Below are 18,263 nucleotides of genomic sequence, written 5' to 3'. Positions count from 1 at the left end.
GCGCCATGCAAGGCTATCAACTCTCTTTCTTCACTCAGCAGGGCCACAGCCACGACGGCCTGCCCTTGGCGGAATGGATACTGCAACAGGCGCGGCGGATGGGCGTCCGCGGCGCCACGCTGTTTGCCGCCAGCGAAGGTTACGGCCGCCACCGCCGGCTGCATTCCGCTCACTTCTTCGAACTGGCGGACCAGCCCGAGGAAGTCACGCTGGCGCTCAGCGCCGACGAGGCTGAACGGCTGCTGGCCGCGCTCGCCGCCGCCGGTATCAAGGTGTTTTACGTGAAGACGCCGGTGGAGTTCGGCGTGCTGGGGGAGGAGGAATAAGAACCTGCCCCGTCTCAGCAGAAAGGAAGACGGTTCGAATCGATCAACCGCGGATGAGCACCTCGGCGGGAATATGCAAGCCTTCATGCAAGCGGCGGATCATCGCGAGGCTGAGCGGCCGCTTGCGATTCAACACTTCATAGACGCGGTTGCGCTTGCCCAGATAAACCTGCATGTCCGCCACCGTCAAACCGCCCTGCTCCATACGGAATTTGATCGCCTCGATCGGGTCCGGCAAATCGATGGGAAAGTGCTTGGCCTCATAGGACTGGGCCAGCGTGGCCAGAATGTCCAGACGCTCGCCTTCCGGCGAATCCAGCGCCGGGTCCATCTCCACCAGTACGGATATTTCCTTGAGCGCGGCCTGATAGTCGGCTTCGCTGCGGATAGGACGGATATTCATGGAGACTCCATTTCCACGGTGGCGGCATCGACGGCATCGTACTGAGCGTGAGTGCCGATGAACTTGATGTAGACGATGCCCACCCGGTAAGCAACGGCAACGATCAAGCGGTAGTCATTGCCCTTGATATTGAACACCACCCGATTGGCCCTGACGAAGCTGGCGCTGCGGTAACGGTCCTTGATGTCTTGCGGACAGGTCCAGCACGCCTGGCTCGCCTCATCCACCCACGCTTTCAGCGCTTGCTCGGCAGGGGGATGCAGCGCCCAAAAAGTCTTCAAGGCGCGCGTGGCGATGATCTTCATGGCTGCATGATAGTCCCGATACGGGACCATAACAAGCCAAGCAGAAGACTGGCCGCATCCTTTGGCCACATGCTGGCGCCCAAAGAAACAGGGCACGGCCCGCAAGCCATGCCCTGTTTCGCTACGTCGCCGTTTAAGGCTCAGCGCGTCACGTCGAAACCCGCGTCCTCCACCGCCGCCGCCAACTCCTCCGGCGACACGATCTCCGCGTCGTACACCACCTTGGCCTGCTTGGCCTCCAGGCTGACCTCGGCCTCGCTGACGCCGGCCATGCCGCTGAGCACGCCGCTGACGCTTTTCACGCAACCCTGGCAGGTCATGCCATCCACTTTCATGATCAATTCTGGCATTGCTTTCTCCTGAAAAAATTCAAACCGTCCCTCAGAACCTGTTTACGATCTGCTGCGCGTTGGCGATACGGCGTTGAAAACGTCTTCGAAATGCTCATGTACCGTGTGTACACTCCGCTTTCTCAGCCGTTTTCGCCTTGTCTCGCCTTAGCTCGCGAGATCGTAAACACGTTCTCACACCGATGCCGCCTTATTTCCAGCGCCGCAGCAACAGCGAATTACTCACCACCGATACCGAACTCATCGCCATCGCCGCGCCGGCGATCACCGGGTTCAACATGCCCAGCGCCGCCAGCGGTATCCCCATCACGTTGTAGATGAAGGCGAACAGCAGATTCTGCCGGATTTTGCGCAGGCTGGCGCGCGACAGCCGGATCGCGTCCACCGCGTGCATCAGGTCGCCGTGCATCAGCGTGATGTCGGCGGCCTCGATCGCCACGTCCGAGCCGGCGCCCATCGCCAGACTGACGTCGGCGGCGGCCAGCGCCGGCGCGTCGTTGACGCCGTCGCCCATCATCGCCACCTTGAAACCCTGCGCCTGCCAGCGCCGCACCTCTGCCGCCTTGTCCTGCGGCTTCACCTCGGCGCGATAATCGCGAATGCCGGCCTCCGCGGCGATGCCGGCGGCGGTGGCCGGGTTGTCGCCGGTCAGCATCGCCACCCGTATGCCCATGGCCTGCAACTGCGCCACCGCCTGGGCCGAGCTGGGGCGGATGCGGTCGGCGATGGCCAACAGGCCCAGCAGCTCCTCGCCGCGCGCCACCGCCACCACAGTGTTGCCCGCCTGCTGCAGGGGCAAGGCGGCGGACAGCGCCTGCTCGCCCAGCCAGCCGGGCACGCCGGCGCGCACCAGGCCGTGGCCGGCCACCTCCGCCTGCACCCCCTGCCCCACCTGGGCGGCGAAGCCGCTGACCGGCAGCAAGGGCAGGCCCTGCTGCTGCGCCTGCTGCAGAATGGCGCGCGCCAGCGGGTGTTCCGAACCGGCCTCCACGCTGGCGGCCAGTTGCAGCACCAGGTCCGCGTCCGCCGCCAAGGGCAGCACTTGTTTCACTTGCGGCTTGCCCTCGGTCAGCGTGCCGGTCTTGTCCACCAGCAACACCCCCACCTGGCTGGCCAGTTCCAGCGCGGTGGCGTTGCGGAACAGAATGCCGCGCCGCGCGCCGTTGCCCACGCCCACCATCACCGCCGTCGGCGTGGCCAGGCCCAAGGCGCACGGGCAGGCGATCACCAGCACCGCCACCGCGTGGATCAGCGCCGCCGACCAGTCCTGCAGCCACAGGCCGGTGACGACGAAGGTCAGCAGGCTGATGCCCACCACCACCGGCACGAACACGCCGGAAATCACATCCGCCAATTGCTGGATCGGCGCCTTGGAGCCCTGGGCCGCGCTGACCAGACGCACGATCTCGGCCAGTTGGGTGTCGCCGCCCACGCCGGTGGCGCGCACTTTAAGCATGCCGTCCTGATTGCGGGTGGCGGCGTAGACGCTGTCGCCCACCCGCTTGGCCACCGGCAGGCTTTCACCGGTGAGCATGCTTTCGTCCAGCGCCGCCGCGCCGTCCACCACCTCGCCGTCCACCGGCAGGGTTTCGCCGTGGCGCACCACCACCACATCGCCCTGGCGCAGCGCGGTGACCGCCACCTCTTCCACCCGGCCGTCCTCGCGCTCAACGCGAGCGGTCTTGGGCGCCAGCCGGATCAACTCCTCGATCGCCGCCGAAGTCTTGCCCTTGGCGCGCGCCTCCAGCAGCTTGCCCAGCAGCACCAGGGTGATCACCGAGGCGCTGGCTTCAAAATAAACATGCTGGTCCTCCAGGCCCAACAACGTCACCGCCGCCGACAACAGCCAGGCCATGCTGGTGCCCAGAGCCACCAGCACGTCCATATTGGCGCCGCCGCCGCGCAGCGCCGCCCAGGCGCCCCTGTAGAAACGCCAGCCAACCACGAACTGCACCGGCGTGGCCAAGGCCAGCTGCCAGTAACGCGGCAGCCAGCCATGGTGGCCGCCGCTGAACATCGCCGCCATTTCAATGACGAAGGGCAGCGTCAACAGAGCGGAAAACGCGAACCACAGCCGCTCGCGCCGGTAGCGACGCGCATGCTCGGCGGCCAGGGTGTCGTCGCCCAGCCCGGCTTTGGGCGCGGCCTGGTAGCCGGCGCGGCTCACCGCGGCGATCAGCGCCGCCTCGTCGGCCAGCCCGGCCACGTAATCGACGCGCGCGCTCTCGCTGGCGAAGCTGACCTGGGCGGACACGCCCGGCAACCGGTTCAGCACCTTCTCGATGCGGCCGGCGCAGGCGGCGCAGGTCATGCCCTGGATGTCCAGTTCCGCCTGCCGGCGCGGCACGGCGAAACCGGTCTTGGCGATGGTGTCCACCAAGGTTTGCGGCGGGGTTTTGACCGGGTCGAACGAGACCTTGGCCGATTCGCTGGCGAAGTTGACCGCCGCCTCCACCCCGTCCAGCCGGTTCAACTGTTTTTCAATCCTGGCGGCGCAGGCCGCGCAACTCATGCCCTCAATCGGCAAATCCACGGTGCTTGCTGTCATGATGACCTCCTGAGCCGAATTATATACCCCCACAGGGTATTTGTGGCAAACCCTTTTTTCACTCTTGTCACCGTGGCGGGCTTTACCACGCCGGCGGCCGCGTGGTAACAAGATAGGCTGAGAACCCTTGCAGGAAAACGCTATGCCCCTGAAACGCTACGGCGACGATTGCGCCTTGATCGTGGTGGACGTGCAAAACAGTTTTTGTCCCGGCGGCGAACTGGCGGTGGCCGACGGCGATCAGGTCGTGCCGCTGATCAACCACATGATGCAGTTCTTCAACCGGGTGATCCTGACCCAAGACTGGCACCCGGCCAAACATGTGTCCTTCGCCAGCCAGCATGCCGGCAAGCAGCCTTTCGACAGCATCCAGCTGCCGTATGGCGAGCAGACGCTGTGGCCGGATCACTGCGTGGCCGGCAGCCATGGCGCGGCATTCCACCCGGAGCTGGACACCAGCCAGGCCCAACTGATCATCCGCAAGGGCTGCAACCCGGCTCTGGACAGCTATTCCGCCTTTGTCGAAGCGGATCGCCAAACCCCCACCGGCCTGGCCGGCTACCTGGCCGAGCGCGGCGTCAAGCGGGTATGGCTGGCCGGGCTCGCCACCGACTACTGCGTGGCCTGGAGCGCGCTGGACGCGCGCGCAGCCGGCCTGGAAACCACGGTGGTGGACGACGCCTGCCGCGGCATCAATCTGAACGGCTCGCTGAGTAGCGCCTGGGCGCAGATGCTGGCCGCCGGCGTGCAGAGGCTGCGCTCGGACGAGGTGTAAGAAGCTGTTTACGATCTGCTGCGCGTCGGCGGGATTGCTTAGACAAGGGCGTTGAAACCGCCTTCAGAATGCTCATGTACCGTATGTACATTCCGCTTCTTCAGCCGCAACGCCTTGTCTCGCTCTGGCTCGCGAGATCGTGGACAGATGCTAAGCAAGCCCGGCGCTGGCAGGCGCCTGGAAACAAAAACACTTAGGAGAAAAAGAATGAAGCTATTCCAACACGCCCGCCTCTGGCTGGCCGCCGGCCTGCTGCTGGCCGGGCTGGCGCGCGCGGACGCGCCGCTGGTGCTGATGACGGACTTCGGCCTCAAGGACGGCGCGGTGTCGGCGATGCGCGGCGTCGCCTACTCGGTGGACCCCAAGCTGACGCTGTCCGACCTGACCCACGAGATCCCCGATTACGATATCTGGAGCGGCGCCTACCGGCTGTACCAGACCGCCAACTACTGGCCCAAGGGCACGGTGTTCGTGTCGGTGGTGGACCCGGGCGTCGGCACCGAGCGCCAGTCCGTGGTGCTGAAAACACGGGACGGCCGCTACTTCGTCAATCCCAACAACGGCCTGCTGACCTTGATCGCCGAACGCGACGGCGTGGCCGAACTGCGCCGCATAGACGAGAAAACCAACCGCTTGCAGGGTTCGGCCGACTCCTACACCTTCCATGGCCGCGACGTCTACGCCTACACCGGCGCGCGGCTGGCCGCCGGCAAGATCCGTTTCGAGGACGTGGGCCCGCCGCTGCCGGCCGCCGCCGTGGTCAAGCTGTCCTATCAGCGCGCGGAAGCCGCCGACGGACGGCTCAAGGGCATGATCCCGGTGCTGGACCCGCAATACGGCAATGTGTGGACCAATATCCCCAAAACCTTGTTCGAAGCCCAGGGCTTCCACCCCGGCGACACGGTGAAAGTGCGCATCTTCAAGCAGGGCAAGCCGGTGGACGAGGTGGTGGCGCCTTATCGCCGCACCTTCGGCGAAGTAGCCAGCGGCCAGCCTCTGGTCTATCTGAACAGCCTGCTGGACGTGTCGCTGGCGCTGAATATGGACAACTACGCCGCCAAGCGCGGCATCGGCTCCGGACCGGAGTGGTCGGTGGAGCTGAGCCGGCCCTGAACGCCGCCGCTACTCGAAATCGAATTTCAAAGTGGCGCTGCCCTGGAACCCGCCCGGCGTCGGGTTCTCCACCATCTTCACCGGCCAGGCGGTCAAGCCGAACAAGGCGCGCAGATTGTCGTAATCCAGCGCGATCGGAATCAATTGCCCGCCGGCCGGCGTCCCGCCAGGCAAGCTGGGCGGCACCAGCTTGCCGGCGCTCTCCATCGCCACCGCCACGTTCTGATGCGTAGTTTCCAGATAGCGCGCGTCCCGGCCGTGCGGCCGTCCTTCCAGCGCCAGATTGATCTTGACCCCGGCGGAGATATTGGTGCATTGAATCTGGAAAGTGCGGCTCACCGCGCTTTGCCTGGCCGCACCGGAACGGGCCAATTGCCCGGCGATCAAGGGGCCGAAATCGATAGTGGTTTGCTGCCCCGCGGCCAGCTTGCAGTTCTGCGGCACCGTCACGCCCATGCTCATGAACAGGCTGACCATGGGAACGCTGCCCGGCGCAGTGGCGTAACCTTGCACCCCGAACACATCCAGCACTTTGAATTCAGGCACATTCAAGGTGCCGACAAAGGGGCGGCTGATCAGCAAATGCACTCGCCCCCGGCTGCCGGTCTCAAAGGGCCGCGAGTCGATTGACTCGCCGTTTCTACAGCGCCGCTGACCAGTCATCTCATTGCTCAAACTGTCCCACGGCACCGCTTTATACTGTCGAACCTCCCCGGCGAGAAAGACCTCCACCCCCACTTGCAGATTGCGGTTCAAGACATAGAACTGCAACGGCACGCCATTGACCGTTCTGCGCTCCCCCTTGGGCAGCTCGGTCCTGGTGGTGTAGAACACCTTGAAAGGTGTCTCCGCCCCGGCACAAGCGCAGCGCGCCACATAAGTATCGCCCAACTCCCATCTATGGGCGTTCGGGTACAAGGCCCCCGCCGCATTGTCATCCGGCGAGGTAAAAGTCCGGTTAAACGCGAAACTGAACCGGGGAACCGAGCCTGTAGGCTCGCAAGGCCCCGCATTGGCCATGCCTCCAAGCAGGAAGCTCAGCAGCATGACGCCGATGCTCCGCCGGATTTTGATGTGCTTCATTCGCTGATGCTCCACTCGATCATATTGCAAAGTCGGCCCGCTCCCGCAAACTAGCCGCAGTTCAGCGTCCGCCGCTGGTAATAGCGGCCGGCCTTGGCCGGCGGCAGCCGGTAATCGGCCGTACACTGGCCTCCCCGCCATTTCACCGTCAGCCGGCCGGTCTCCCGCTTCAGCAAGGCCAGCACCTTGCCCCTGGGGTCGACGATGCCCAGCGGTTTGCCGTCGGCGTCCTCCACGCTGGCGCCAAACGGAGCCGGAGCACCGTCCTGCCGCAGCAGGGTGAACTGGGCGCGCTGGCCGCTTCTGGCCTTGAACACGCCCTTGACCACGGCGCCGCGCCGCGGCACCACCAGCTTGACCGTGTCGTCCAGTTCCACGTCGGCCCCCAGCTGCCGGGTGTCCAGGCTCAGGGTGTTGACGCGGTAGGGCTGCGCGTAGGGTTGCACCGCGTAGCCGTTGCGCCCCAGTTCGCCGCCGTTGCCGGTGCGCAGCGCCGGTCCGGTCACGCCGTCCACTTGCAAGAGCGCGAAAGTGTCGCCCACCGGACGACTCAGGTTGACGCCGCCGCCATGGGCGACAATGGCGCCGGACAGGCCGACGCTGGCGGACTGGTAATGACGCGCCGCGTTGTAGGCCGCGCTCAATTGCACGAAATCGGCGTTGTGGTTGACGCTGAGCCCGCCCGAGGTGCTGCCGTTGCGCCCGGCATGGCCAAGCTGCACGGAATAGCTGGTGTTCTCGCCCAGATGGCCGCTGACCCCGGATTGCAGCGTGGAGCCGTTGCCGGAGGTGTGGCTCAGGTTGGCGTACATCCGCGGCGAGCGCGGCTTGGGCCCCAGCGGCACGGTAAAGGTCAGCATCACCTGGTTGCTGCTGACGCCGCCGGGCCGGCTGTCGCGGCTCCGGCTCAAGGTGAAGTTGTAGCCCAGCAGTTTCCAGTTGTTGCCGTAGCCCAGGCCCACGCTGCCGCTGCTGCCGTTCTGTCCCCAGTAGCTTTGCTGGCTCAGATTCAGATACAGGCTGCCGAAACGCCGCTCGCGGCCCAGGTCCTGCTGGGTGCTCAGATCGATACGCGAGCGGCTGCGGCCGAACTGTCCCTGGCTATTGCCGGCGAGATCGTTGGCGTGGTCGTTGAAACTGCGATAGCCGGAGGTCGAATAGCGATACGCGGCCAGCGTCAGGTTGGTCAGGGTGCGGGTAAAGGTTTTGGCGTAAAGCAGTCTCAAGCTCTGCCCTTGCCGCCGCGCGCCCCTGACCCGGCTGTTGGACTGGGTGAAGTCCAAGGACAGCGCGCCCAGCGGGGTGTTGGCGCCCACGCCCAGGTTGACGGCCTGAAAATTCGATGTGAGCTGGAAGCCCGCCGCCACCGTGCTGTCGTCGCCCGCGCCGTAGACCAGCGTGCCGGCGGCGAAACTGGGATGCACGTCCTGGCTGCCCTGATACTCGCCGAAGGCGGCGCTGTAGCGCCAACGGCCCTTGCGCAGCATCAGGGGCAGGCTGGAGAAGGACTGCTGCGTCACCCGCTTGCTGCCGTCGGCCTCGGTGACGGTGATTTCCAGATCGCCGTTGGAGCCGGACGGGAAAATATCGCTCAGCTCGAACGGCCCCGGCGGCACATTGGCGCGGTACAGCGTATAGCCGTTCTGGCGGACTTCCACCACCGCGTTGCTCTGCGCCTGGCCGCGCACCACCGGCGCGTAGCCGCGCTCGCCGTCCGGCAGCATCGCGTCGTCGCTGGCCAGCTGCGCGCCTCGGAAGCGCACGCTGTCGAACAAGGTGGAGTCTGCGTATTGCTCGCCCAGCGCCAGCTGGCTTTTCCAGCCAATCAAGTCGCGCTGCAACACGCTGCGGTTGCTGCGCGCGCTCATGGACTGGCCGTCGGCCCAGTTGAAGGTGCTGTCGTTGCGCAAACGCCAAGCGCCCAGATTGACGCCGTTTTGCAGGCCGAGGAAGGCGTTGCGGCGGTTGACCCCGCCCGGCTCGCTGCTGCGGCTCTCATTGCCGTTGAACTGGTAGTTGACGTAGGCGGCGGCCACGCCGGCGTCCCAGAGCGCCGGGTCGATATAACCGCGCGCGCCGCGGCTGAGAAAGGCCTGGGGAATGCTCAAGCTCAGTTGCAGCCGATTGGCGTCGTAGTCCGCCGCCGCCAGGTCCATCAGCGCCGGCAGGTCCAGGCAGGCCGGATCGTCCGCGGACAAGGGCGGCGTCAGGCTTTGCAGCTGCACGCCGGCCGCCTGCAGCAAACCGGCGTCGATGCAGGCTTCCACCTTGCCGCTGGCCGCCTGGCGAAACAGCACGTCGCGGCGGCCGGTCAGATTGCCGTTGACCAGCACGTCCACGCGATAGTTGCCGGGCAGCAAGGCGTTGCCGGCGCTGAGCACCGCGCTCAAATCCGGCATCCGGCCGGAGCCGTTGATGAAGTTGGTGTTGAAGGCCAGCAAGACGGGCGCGGACTGCGCCTCTCCTTCCGCCGCCTCCGCCCGGGCCAGTTCCGCCAGCGCCATCAACAGGGCCAGGCAGCCGGGCTTCAGCGCGGAACGGCGTCGGATCGAGGTTTTATTCCAGGGCTGGCGATTTGGACGTATGCGCATGATTGGGCTTTATACGGAGGGGATCCGGCAGATGGCCGAGGAAGATGGAAGCGACATGGTCAAGGTTCCTGGGGGCGCTGCTGAGGGCGGCCTTCCCGGCCGGCTTCGAGCGCGACCTCGTACTCCACGAGCCCGCCGAAGTCGTTGATGATGCCGTAGCGCAGTTGCGCGCTGCCGGCGGCGGACGGTTTCAGCGGCCATTGCCCGCTGCCGCCCGGCGCCACCATATAGGCGCTCGCCAGCTCCTGCGCTCCGGCGCCGGCCTTGAGTGTCAAATCCACCACCGTCACGTGATAGCGGCTGGGGTTGTCCACGCGCAAGGCCGGCCTGCCGTCGGCCTGGAGCAGGCTCCAGCGCAAGCCTTCCGGCGCTTGCAAGGCGGCGTCGCTGCCCAGCCCCTGAGGCCGGAAGAACACCTTGACGCGCTGGCGCACCGCCAGTTGCAGCACATTGTCTCCGCGCGCCGCCTGGGGGATTTCCTGCACGTTCAGCCAAAATACCGACTCCCGGTCGGGCGCCGCTCCGGCGCCCTCGTACAACACCCGCAGCAACTGCTGCTGCTTAAGCGGCAAGCGCGCCAGCGGAGGCGTCACCGCGAACGGCAGTTCGTCCGGCTGGCCTTCCGCCGACTCCAGCCAGGACTGGACCAGGATCTCCTCGCCCAGATTGCTGACGATGATGGAGGCCTCCTTGTCATTGCCGTCAAAGATGACGCGGGTGCCGTTAAGCGCGATGCCGGCCCAAACCGGACTGATGAGCAAGGCCAGGGAGAGGAACAGAATGATTTTCATGAGTGAGGCCACGAGATATCCAACAATGGTCCCAAGGCGGCTGACGCGGCCGGGAACGCGATGAGGAAAGGGAGGACGGCGCGCCGTCGTCCTGGCAGAGCCTGTTCAGGGGGCCCGCGGCGCGGCCAGTCCCGCGCCGCGGGCATGGCGCGGACGCCTGACGACGCCGCGCCGGCGCTTTAGTCGTAAGTCAGGGTAAACGGCAGGCTGGCATTGGCGATGCCCGGCGACATGGCCCCGCCGGAGCCGACATAGGCGGCGGCGAAGCTGACGCGACGGATATCATCGGGCTGACCCGGCTGGTCCTCCTGCAAAAGAACGCCGCTGGTCAGGTTGTAAGCGGAGGGGTTGGCCACCGCGGCGCTGTCGAACACCGCGATGCCGACGCCCCGGGCAAAGCCCGGAGACGAGGTGCCGTTGTTGACGCGCAGGATGTTGTTGCCGCTCATCACTTCCGGCGCCGCGCCGGCCAGCTTCATTGTCACTTTGCTGGCGGTTTTGCAAATGATGTTGAAGTTCACCTGCCGGCTGCCGGCGCCGGTGAACTTGGGATTGGCCAGCGTGCCGATGTCCTCCACCGACACCGTGCCCATGTCCACCTTGATGCTGTTGGCGTCGCCATTGGGCGAGCTGAGCCGGCAAGAATCGGAAATCACTCGGCCGGTAAAGTCGATCTGGCCGGAAAGGGTATCGGCAAAGACCGGACTGACGGCAAAGGCGGCCAGCGCCGCCAAAACGAATTTCCCTTGCTTGCTGTTTAACAATTTCATGCAAAACCTCCCTCAGATTGAAAAAGCCGCAGACCAAAGCCTGCGACGTTCGAATGGCGAAAACACGCCAATGCCAAGATTGTCAAACAATCTGAAGAGGATTTTAGGTTTTCAAATACTTATGAAATATAGGATTTATCCTATTTTATTGTCATATGGTTATATGAAACACTAACCATTAGGTAATCATCTTAAAATCGCATAATATTAATATGCGAAATTAATGGATTTTTATTGGGAAACTCCATACAAAAATAAATCCCCCCCAGGAGAGGGAGAAAAACCCAAGGCAAGCTGGGCCGAAAGAGGGCTCGCCGCGCTTTTCAAGCGCGCAACGCGCGGGCGGAAAAAAAAACGGCAGCCGCCGTACAGGCGTCTGCCATTTCTCAGGGAATACGCTGGCCTGGTCCGGCCTAGGCGGGACCGCGCCTCAGAGCCAGCGCCGCTTCCAGAACAACCACCCCAGCCCGCCGGCGATGCCCAGCATCGCCACCAGCACCAGGTGATAGCCGTAATGCCATTTCAGCTCCGGCATGTATTCGAAGTTCATGCCGTAGATGCCGGCGATCAGCGTCAGCGGCATGAAGATCATGGTCAAGACGGTGAGCACCCGCATTTGCAGGTTGAGCCGATGGGACTGGGTGGACAGGTAGAGGTCCAGCATGTCGCCCACCATCTCGCGCGACATCTCCAGCGATTCGATCACATGCATGGTGTGATCGTAAGCGTCGCGCAGATAGACCAAGGTCTCCGGCTTGAAAAAGCCATGCTCGCCGCGGTTCAGCGAAATCAGCATTTCCCGCATCGGCATCAACGCGCGGCGCAGCTTCAGGCAATCGCGCTTCAGCCTCTGGATCTGCAGCAAAACGCCCTGATCGCGTCCGCGCAGCAGCATGGTGTCCATGCGCTCCACTTTTTCGTTGAACTCGGTGAGCACGCCGAAGTAGTCGTCTATCATCGCGTCCAGCAAGGAATAGCCCAGGTAGTCGGCGTCCTTGTGGCGCAGCAGGCCGCGTCCGCGGCGCAGCCGTTCCCGCACCTCCTCGAACACGCCGGTGGGCCGCTCCTGAAAGCTCAGCACGAAACGGCGGCCGATGACCAGATAGATCTGATCGGACAACAAGCGCCCGGCGCCGTTTTCACTGTGCTGGTGGTAGTCGAACACCCGGCTGGCGACGAACAAATAATCGCCGTAGTCCTCCACCTTGGGCCGCTGGCGCGCGTTCATGATGTCTTCCAGCACCAGGGAATGCAGGCCAAAGCGCTGGCCGATGGCGCGCATCACCTCGGGCTGGTGCAGGCCGTAGACGTTGAGCCACAAGACGCCGCCGCCGGGCTGGTGGGCCAGGCCCTCGGCCACGGTCTGGAACACGGTTTCCTGCAATTGCTCCGGGCCGTATTCGAACAGCGAGATCGAGGCTTCCGGCAATTTCGCCTCGCCCACCGACAGCAGGGTGCCGGGCGCCTCGCCCAGCGTGGGAATGCGTTTTTTCAGCGTGGCGTGGCGCATGGGCGGATCACACTTGCACGATGTCGAGCACGAAGCCGACATTCTTCCACTGGCCGATCTCCTGCTTGAAGCCGCTCGCCGTCAGCGGGCTGCCCTTCAGCCAGACCTTGTTCAGCGTCAGCGCGAAGCCGGTGGCGTGCTGGCGCAGGTCCAGCATTTCCGGCAGCGCGATGCTGTTGCGGCTGCGGTGGAACAAGACCGCCAGCCGCAGCGACACCACCGCCTGCCACAGGCTGGAGTCTTCCATGTATTGCCGCATCTTGCCCATGTCGCCGCGGTGGCCCAGCACGATGGCGGCCAGCGTGGCCTGTTCGCGCTTGGAGAAGCCGGGCATGTCGGCGTGCTGCAGGATGTAGGAAGAGTGCTTGTGATAGGCGGTGTGCGAGATGGTCAGCCCGATCTCGTGCAGCTTGGCCGCCCACAGCAGGCGCTTGAGCATGGCCTGGTCCACGTCCTCGCCGGCCACCATCCGGTACAGGCGCTCGGCCAGCGCGGTGACGCGCTCGGCTTGGGCAGTGTCCACATGGTAGCGGCGCTTGAACTGGGTGACGGTGGTATCGCGCATGTCCTTTTCACGCTGGCGGCCCAATAGATCGTATAGCACGCCGTCGCGCAAAGCGCCTTCGGCCACCGTCATCTTGTCGATGGCCAGTTCCTGGAACACCGCGATCATGATGGCGAGGCCGCCGGCCAGCACCGGCGCGCGGTCGGCCTTGAGGCCATTGACGTCGATGGCGGCGATGCCACCCTGGCGGATCAGCAGCGCCTTGAGCTTTTCCATGCCGGACAAGGTGATGTCGGCCGTGCTCCAGTCGTTGATTTCCAGCACGTCGCGCAGGGAACGCGCGGTGCCGGAGGTGCCCACCGCCAGCTGCCATTCTTCGCGCTGGTATTGGTGGGCGATGCGCTGAATCTCGTTGCGCGCGGCCAGGATGGCATCCCGGAAATTGGCCTGGGTCAGCTTGCCGTCGCCGAAATAGCGCAATGTGTAGCTGACGCAACCCAAGGGCAGGCTTTCGGTGACCAGGGCTTTGTAATGGCTGCCGATGATGAACTCGGTGGAGCCGCCGCCGATGTCCACCACCATGCGCCGTTCCTTGGTGTCCGGCAGCGAATGGGCGGCGCCCAGATAGATCAGCCGCGCCTCTTCGCGGCCGGCGATCACCTCGATGGGAAAGCCCAGCAAGGGCTCGGCCTTGGCGATGAAGTCCGCCGCGTTCTTGGCCACGCGCAGGGTATTGGTGCCCACCGCGCGCACTTGCGCCGGGGTGAAGCCGCGCAGGCGCTCGCCAAAGCGAGCGAGACAGGCCAGGGCCTTGTCCTGGGTTTCCTGGTCCAGTTGTTTGTCGGCGGTCAGGCCCGCGCCCAGGCGCACGGTCTCCTTCATCACGTCCAGCGCGTACAGCTGGTCGTCCACCACCCGCGACACTTGCAGGCGGAAGCTGTTGGAGCCCATATCGATGGTGGCGAGCACGTTGTTTGGGGGCGTGGTCAGTGTCAAAGACACCCCTTCTCTCTTTATCAAGGCCCGCGCCCGCGCGGCGGCGCCGGCGGAAACGGGGGGATTCATCATCAGGTTGGATCGCCGGGGGACTGGCACGGACGCCGGACGCAACAATGGCGGTAACACCGAATGTTACCGCCATTTTAGGCAAACCGTCATGTCAAGTCGCCGTGGCCGGCGCGGGCCGGCTCAGCCCAGGGTTTCGCGCTTCTTGGTTTCCAGCGTGGTGTGGCGGATGTCCTTGCCCTTGACCAGGTAAACCACGTATTCGGAAATATTGGTGGCGTGATCGCCGATGCGCTCTATCGCCTTGGAGATGAACAAGGTGTCGATGGACATGCTGATGGTGCGCGGGTCTTCCATCATGAAGGTGATCAGCTGACGCAGTTCGGCGGCGAAGTCTTCGTCCAGCTCCTGGTCGGCTTCGGCCAGTTCCAGCGCGGCGCTGGTGTCCAGGCGGGCGAAGGCGTCCAGCGCGCGGCGCAGCATGCCCAGCGCCGCGTCCGCCATTTTCTCGATCTCGCGGAAGCGCGGCACCTGATAGCGTTCGGACTGGTAGATGGTCTTGCCCATGCGCGCGATCTTCTTGGCTTCGTCGCCGATGCGCTCCAGATCGGTGATCACCTTGATCACGGTGAACACGATGCGCAAGTCGCTGGCCGCCGGCTGGCGGCGGGCGATGATGTGCAGGCAGTCATCGTCGATGGTGACTTCCATCGCATTGACCAGCGCATCCTCGGCGATCACCTTGTCCAGCTTGTCAATATCGCCGGCCAGCAGGGCTTCCACCGCGGACAAAATCTGCTGCTCCACCAGTCCGCCCATCTGCAGGACGCGGGTGCGGATGGTTTCCAGCTCCATATCGAACTGTTTGGAAATATGCTCTGCCATGTCTGCCCCAAACCAAAACCAGTCAAAAAACGCTATGTTAATGCGGGCAGATGACGCCGATGTGACAATTCATCTGCCCGCCTGCGGGCGGCCTGCTCGAAGGCGGACGGCCCTTAACGGATTTCTTCCACGCCGCTTTGCCGCCCCAACACCAGCACGTCGGCGCGACGGCGCGCGAACAGGCCGCAGGTGACCACGCCGGCCAGGTGGTTGATGATTTCTTCCAGTTCCACCGGCTTCTGAATCTTCAAGCCGTGCACGTCCAGGATCACATTGCCGTTGTCGGTGCTCACGCCCTGGCGCAGTTCCGGGTGCCCCCCCAACTTGACCAGTTCGCGCGCCACATAGCTGCGCGCCATCGGAATGACCTCGATGGGCAGCGGGAAGCCGCCCAGCATGGCGACGTATTTGCTTTCGTCGGCGATGCAGATGAATTGATCGGCCACGCTGGCGACGATTTTCTCGCGGGTCAGCGCGGCGCCGCCGCCCTTGATCATGTGCAGGTGGTGGTTGATTTCATCGGCGCCGTCGATATACACCGGCAGCGCGTCCACTTCGTTCAGGTCGAACACCGGAATGTGGTGAGCCTTGAGGCGGGCGGTGGAGGCGTCCGAGCTGGACACCGCGCCGCGGATGCGGCCCTTGATGGCGGCCAGCTCTTCAATGAACAGATTGACGGTGCTGCCGGTGCCGACGCCGACGATGCTGTCGTCCGGCACGAATTCGATGGCCTTCTTGGCCACGGCAAGCTTCAGTTGGTCCTGAGTCAACATGGTAATGCCTCCTGTGTTGGGATGGTATTGCGCCGGGCGGATTATGGCACGGGGCGGGCCGCCGGACACCTGTCATCAATCTCGAACGGCGAATCTCGGCGCGGTTTTACACGGGCATCAGCAGGCAGGCGGCTTGCGCCTCTATCGCCTCGCAGCGGCCCAGATAGCCCAGCTTTTCATTGGTCTTGCCCTTGACGTTGACCGCGCCGATCTCCAGGCCCAGGTCTTCGGCGATGGCCGCGCGCATCGCGTCGATGTACGGAGCCAGCTTGGGCTGCTGCGCGATCAGCGTGCTGTCCACGTTCACCGGGCGCCAGCCGGCGGCGCGCACGCGCTTGGCCGCTTCGCGCAGCAGCGCGCGGCTGTCCGCGCCTTTGAATTCGGGATCGGTGTCCGGAAAATGGCGACCGATGTCGCCCAGCGCCGCCGCGCCCAGCAAGGCGTCGGTAATCGCGTGCAGCAAGGCGTCGGCGTCGGAGTGGCCCAACAGGCCCTTATCGTGCGGAATGCGCACGCCGCCCAGGATCAACGGCCGGCCGGCCACCATCTGATGCACGTCGTAGCCCTGTCCAACTCGAAACATATCAATCCTTTCTTGCCGCCAGCACCGCGCGCGCCAAGGCCAGATCGCGCGGATAAGTCACTTTGAAATTCTGGGCGTCGCCCTCCACCAGCCGCGGCTTGCCGCCGCAGCGCTCAATGGCGGAGGCTTCATCGGTCACATCCGCCAGATCGCCGCCTTGCAACGCTTCCCGCAATTTGCCGCGGCGGAACATCTGCGGAGTTTGCGCCAGCCACAGGCCGGCGCGGGAAACGGTGACCGCCACGCGCTGTTCGGCGTCGGCGCGCTTGACGGTGTCCGGCACCGGCAGGGCCAGCAGGCCGCCCACCGGATCGTCGCCCACCTCGGCCAGCAGCCGCTCCACCGCGTCCGCGGTCAGACAGCAGCGCGCGGCGTCGTGCACCAGCACCCAGTCGTCGTCGGCGCAGTCCAGCGCCTCCAGGCCGTTGCGCACGCTCTCGGCGCGGCTGACGCCGCCCGCGCGCAGCACTTGCAGCTTGGGGATGTCCCAGTCGAAATCGTCGAACCACTCGTCACAAGGAGAGATCACCACCGCCACCGTCTCCACGGCGGGCACCGCGGCCAGCGCCTGCAGGGTGTGCCACATCAGCGGCCTGCCGTTCAATTGCAGGTATTGCTTGGGGCTGGGCGCGCCGAAGCGGCTGCCATGGCCGGCGGCCGGCACCAAGGCCAGATAGCGGCTCACGCGCCCTCTCCGGCCGGCGTCTCCAGGCTGCGCCACAGGCAGCTGCCCTTCACCGACTTGTCCAGATCGTTCAAATAACTTTGATGATCGGCCAGCTCCCGCTCGTTGGCGCGCTTGACGATCAGCGGCTTGCGCTCGAAATCCATCGCGCCATGCTGGCCGCCGGGCAGATCGACGTCGATGTCCATCACCAGGCTTTCCTGGCCGCGGGTCATCCACAGATAGACTTCGGACAGCAGCTCGCAGTCCACCAGCGCGCCGTGCAAGGTGCGGTTGGAGCGGTCGATCTCGAAGCGGTCGCACAAGGCGTCCAGGCTGTTGCGCTTGCCGGGGAACTGGTCGCGCGCCTCGCGCAGGGTGTCAATCACATTGGCGCACAGGTTCTTGATCGACGGCAGGCCCACTCTTTCGAATTCGGCGTTGAGGAAGCCGACGTCAAACGGCGCATTGTGGATGATCAGTTCCGCGTCGCGCAGGAAGTCGGCCATTTCCTCGGCCACCTCGCGGAACTTGGGCTTGCCTTCCAGGAACTCCAGCGAGATGCCGTGCACGCGCTGGGCGTCCGGATCGATGTCTCGCTCCGGGTGGATGTAAATATGCAGATGCTTGCCGGTCAGCTTGCGGTTGATCATTTCCAGGCCGGCGAATTCGATGATGCGATGGCCTTGGGCGTGTTCGAGACCGGTGGTTTCGGTATCGAGAATGATTTGTCTCATGCGCTATCCTGGCGACGGCCGCCGGCGGCGGCGTCGCTCTGACTCCAGAAGAAGGGCGGGCGCGGCCGGCTCAGGCCAGCTCTACGCCGCGGTTGGCCAGCTGATCGGCCCTTTCGTTAAACTCATGGCCGGCGTGGCCTTTGACCCAGCGCCACTCCACATGCAGATGGCGGTTGCGTTCGGCGTCCAGTTGCTGCCACAGATCGGCGTTCTTCACCGGCTCCTTGGCCGCGGTCTTCCAGCCGCGCGCCTTCCAGCCGTGGATCCATTCGGAAATGCCTTTTTGCACGTATTGGGAGTCGGTGTACACCACCACCTGACACGGCCGGTTCAAGGTGGCCAGGCCCTTGATCACCGCCAGCAACTCCATGCGGTTATTGGTGGTGTTGGCCTCGCCGCCGCACACTTCCTTTTCCTTGCCCTTGAAGCGCAGCAAAGCGCCCCAGCCGCCCGGTCCCGGATTGCCCTTGCAGGCGCCGTCGGTATACATCTCTACCTTGTCTTCAGTCGTCATGCTGTCTCGTCATTGCCGGGGCTCGCGCCCCG

The 18,263-nt window shown here is 64.6% G+C and carries 19 protein-coding genes; 3 read left to right on the top strand and 16 right to left on the bottom strand.

Going from position 1 to position 18,263, the window contains the following annotated elements:
- The first annotated feature begins 5 nt into the window (after positions 1-5).
- On the top strand, positions 6-326 hold the full coding sequence (locus DB032_RS04640; protein ID WP_107798449.1) for a DUF190 domain-containing protein: 321 nt from the start codon (positions 6-8) through the stop codon (positions 324-326).
- Positions 327-369: 43 nt separating this feature from the next.
- Here DB032_RS04640 and DB032_RS04635 read toward each other — a convergent pair whose 3' ends face one another.
- The 4 genes from DB032_RS04635 to DB032_RS04620 form a co-directional block, all read right to left on the bottom strand.
- On the bottom strand, positions 370-729 hold the full coding sequence (locus DB032_RS04635) for a type II toxin-antitoxin system HigA family antitoxin (RefSeq protein ID WP_107798448.1): 360 nt from the start codon (positions 727-729) through the stop codon (positions 370-372).
- Entirely contained in the window at positions 726-1,034 is a 309-nt protein-coding gene (locus tag DB032_RS04630; RefSeq protein ID WP_107798447.1) for a type II toxin-antitoxin system HigB family toxin, read from the bottom strand. Before DB032_RS04630 ends, DB032_RS04635 begins: the two co-directional genes overlap by 4 nt.
- 140 nt (positions 1,035-1,174) lie before the next feature.
- Entirely contained in the window at positions 1,175-1,384 is a 210-nt protein-coding gene (locus tag DB032_RS04625; RefSeq protein ID WP_107798446.1) for a heavy-metal-associated domain-containing protein, read from the bottom strand.
- Between the two features lie 190 nt (positions 1,385-1,574).
- Positions 1,575-3,932: a heavy metal translocating P-type ATPase gene (locus tag DB032_RS04620; RefSeq protein WP_107798445.1), complete on the bottom strand. Its 2,358-nt coding sequence runs from the start codon at positions 3,930-3,932 to the stop codon at positions 1,575-1,577.
- 142 nt (positions 3,933-4,074) lie between these two features.
- On the opposite strand from DB032_RS04620, the gene pncA reads away from it, so the two are divergent.
- Together pncA and DB032_RS04610 are read left to right on the top strand one after the other, a co-directional pair.
- Positions 4,075-4,707: a bifunctional nicotinamidase/pyrazinamidase gene (gene pncA, locus DB032_RS04615; protein WP_107798444.1), complete on the top strand. Its 633-nt coding sequence runs from the start codon at positions 4,075-4,077 to the stop codon at positions 4,705-4,707.
- A gap of 207 nt (positions 4,708-4,914) precedes the next feature.
- Complete coding sequence (locus tag DB032_RS04610; protein WP_107798443.1) at positions 4,915-5,820, top strand: S-adenosyl-l-methionine hydroxide adenosyltransferase family protein; 906 nt, start codon at positions 4,915-4,917, stop codon at positions 5,818-5,820.
- 9 nt (positions 5,821-5,829) lie between these two features.
- On the opposite strand, the gene DB032_RS04605 is transcribed toward DB032_RS04610, so the two are convergent.
- The 12 genes from DB032_RS04605 to rnhA form a co-directional block, all read right to left on the bottom strand.
- A complete protein-coding gene (locus DB032_RS04605; RefSeq protein ID WP_158274238.1) occupies positions 5,830-6,867 on the bottom strand; it encodes a fimbrial protein in 1,038 nt (345 codons plus the stop codon).
- Between the two features lie 86 nt (positions 6,868-6,953).
- Positions 6,954-9,494, bottom strand: a complete 2,541-nt coding sequence (locus DB032_RS04600; protein WP_107798441.1) for a fimbria/pilus outer membrane usher protein — start codon at positions 9,492-9,494, stop codon at positions 6,954-6,956.
- 59 nt (positions 9,495-9,553) lie between these two features.
- Positions 9,554-10,285, bottom strand: a complete 732-nt coding sequence (locus tag DB032_RS04595) for a molecular chaperone (RefSeq protein ID WP_107798440.1) — start codon at positions 10,283-10,285, stop codon at positions 9,554-9,556.
- A 179-nt stretch (positions 10,286-10,464) separates the two neighbouring features.
- Positions 10,465-11,055, bottom strand: coding sequence for a fimbrial protein (locus DB032_RS04590; protein ID WP_146176578.1), 591 nt, complete (start codon positions 11,053-11,055; stop codon positions 10,465-10,467).
- A gap of 430 nt (positions 11,056-11,485) precedes the next feature.
- On the bottom strand, positions 11,486-12,565 hold the full coding sequence (gene corA / locus DB032_RS04585) for a magnesium/cobalt transporter CorA (protein WP_048412489.1): 1,080 nt from the start codon (positions 12,563-12,565) through the stop codon (positions 11,486-11,488).
- A 7-nt stretch (positions 12,566-12,572) separates the two neighbouring features.
- Positions 12,573-14,066 (bottom strand): exopolyphosphatase, encoded by a 1,494-nt coding sequence (gene ppx / locus DB032_RS04580; RefSeq protein ID WP_256477458.1) that lies wholly within the window; start codon positions 14,064-14,066, stop codon positions 12,573-12,575.
- Positions 14,067-14,258: 192 nt separating this feature from the next.
- The gene (gene phoU / locus DB032_RS04575; RefSeq protein ID WP_107798437.1) at positions 14,259-14,960 is read right to left on the bottom strand and encodes a phosphate signaling complex protein PhoU; all 702 of its coding nucleotides are present in this window, start codon (positions 14,958-14,960) and stop codon (positions 14,259-14,261) included.
- 113 nt (positions 14,961-15,073) lie between these two features.
- Entirely contained in the window at positions 15,074-15,733 is a 660-nt protein-coding gene (gene rpiA, locus DB032_RS04570) for a ribose-5-phosphate isomerase RpiA (protein ID WP_107798436.1), read from the bottom strand.
- Positions 15,734-15,839: 106 nt separating this feature from the next.
- Positions 15,840-16,316: a 2-C-methyl-D-erythritol 2,4-cyclodiphosphate synthase gene (gene ispF, locus DB032_RS04565; protein ID WP_107798435.1), complete on the bottom strand. Its 477-nt coding sequence runs from the start codon at positions 16,314-16,316 to the stop codon at positions 15,840-15,842.
- A gap of 1 nt (position 16,317) precedes the next feature.
- Entirely contained in the window at positions 16,318-17,001 is a 684-nt protein-coding gene (gene ispD, locus DB032_RS04560) for a 2-C-methyl-D-erythritol 4-phosphate cytidylyltransferase (protein WP_107798434.1), read from the bottom strand.
- On the bottom strand, positions 16,998-17,717 hold the full coding sequence (dnaQ, locus tag DB032_RS04555) for a DNA polymerase III subunit epsilon (protein ID WP_107798433.1): 720 nt from the start codon (positions 17,715-17,717) through the stop codon (positions 16,998-17,000). The genes ispD and dnaQ overlap by 4 nt, the downstream gene beginning before the upstream one ends.
- A 70-nt stretch (positions 17,718-17,787) precedes the next feature.
- Positions 17,788-18,231: a ribonuclease HI gene (rnhA, locus tag DB032_RS04550; protein WP_081550245.1), complete on the bottom strand. Its 444-nt coding sequence runs from the start codon at positions 18,229-18,231 to the stop codon at positions 17,788-17,790.
- Between the last annotated feature and the right edge of the window lie 32 nt (positions 18,232-18,263).

It is taken from the genome of Chromobacterium sp. Panama, from assembly GCF_003052555.1.
Taxonomy (GTDB): Bacteria; Pseudomonadota; Gammaproteobacteria; order Burkholderiales; family Chromobacteriaceae; genus Chromobacterium.
The sequence above is the reverse complement of the archived record's forward strand: the minus strand, read 5'-3'. Positions and strand labels throughout refer to the sequence as shown.

Excerpts from the sequence above, each read along its gene's own strand:
- DB032_RS04640 (WP_107798449.1), top strand. The coding sequence starts at position 6 with ATGCAAGGCTATCAACTCTCTTTCTTCACTCAGCAGGGCCACAGCCAC.
- DB032_RS04635 (WP_107798448.1), bottom strand. The coding sequence starts at position 729 with ATGAATATCCGTCCTATCCGCAGCGAAGCCGACTATCAGGCCGCGCTC.
- DB032_RS04630 (WP_107798447.1), bottom strand. The coding sequence starts at position 1,034 with ATGAAGATCATCGCCACGCGCGCCTTGAAGACTTTTTGGGCGCTGCAT.
- DB032_RS04625 (WP_107798446.1), bottom strand. The coding sequence starts at position 1,384 with ATGCCAGAATTGATCATGAAAGTGGATGGCATGACCTGCCAGGGTTGC.
- DB032_RS04620 (WP_107798445.1), bottom strand. The coding sequence starts at position 3,932 with ATGACAGCAAGCACCGTGGATTTGCCGATTGAGGGCATGAGTTGCGCG.
- pncA (WP_107798444.1), top strand. The coding sequence starts at position 4,075 with ATGCCCCTGAAACGCTACGGCGACGATTGCGCCTTGATCGTGGTGGAC.
- DB032_RS04610 (WP_107798443.1), top strand. The coding sequence starts at position 4,915 with ATGAAGCTATTCCAACACGCCCGCCTCTGGCTGGCCGCCGGCCTGCTG.
- DB032_RS04605 (WP_158274238.1), bottom strand. The coding sequence starts at position 6,867 with ATGCTGCTGAGCTTCCTGCTTGGAGGCATGGCCAATGCGGGGCCTTGC.
- DB032_RS04600 (WP_107798441.1), bottom strand. The coding sequence starts at position 9,494 with ATGCGCATACGTCCAAATCGCCAGCCCTGGAATAAAACCTCGATCCGA.
- DB032_RS04595 (WP_107798440.1), bottom strand. The coding sequence starts at position 10,285 with ATGAAAATCATTCTGTTCCTCTCCCTGGCCTTGCTCATCAGTCCGGTT.
- DB032_RS04590 (WP_146176578.1), bottom strand. The coding sequence starts at position 11,055 with ATGAAATTGTTAAACAGCAAGCAAGGGAAATTCGTTTTGGCGGCGCTG.
- corA (WP_048412489.1), bottom strand. The coding sequence starts at position 12,565 with ATGCGCCACGCCACGCTGAAAAAACGCATTCCCACGCTGGGCGAGGCG.
- phoU (WP_107798437.1), bottom strand. The coding sequence starts at position 14,960 with ATGGCAGAGCATATTTCCAAACAGTTCGATATGGAGCTGGAAACCATC.
- rpiA (WP_107798436.1), bottom strand. The coding sequence starts at position 15,733 with ATGTTGACTCAGGACCAACTGAAGCTTGCCGTGGCCAAGAAGGCCATC.
- ispF (WP_107798435.1), bottom strand. The coding sequence starts at position 16,316 with ATGTTTCGAGTTGGACAGGGCTACGACGTGCATCAGATGGTGGCCGGC.
- dnaQ (WP_107798433.1), bottom strand. The coding sequence starts at position 17,717 with ATGAGACAAATCATTCTCGATACCGAAACCACCGGTCTCGAACACGCC.
- rnhA (WP_081550245.1), bottom strand. The coding sequence starts at position 18,231 with ATGACGACTGAAGACAAGGTAGAGATGTATACCGACGGCGCCTGCAAG.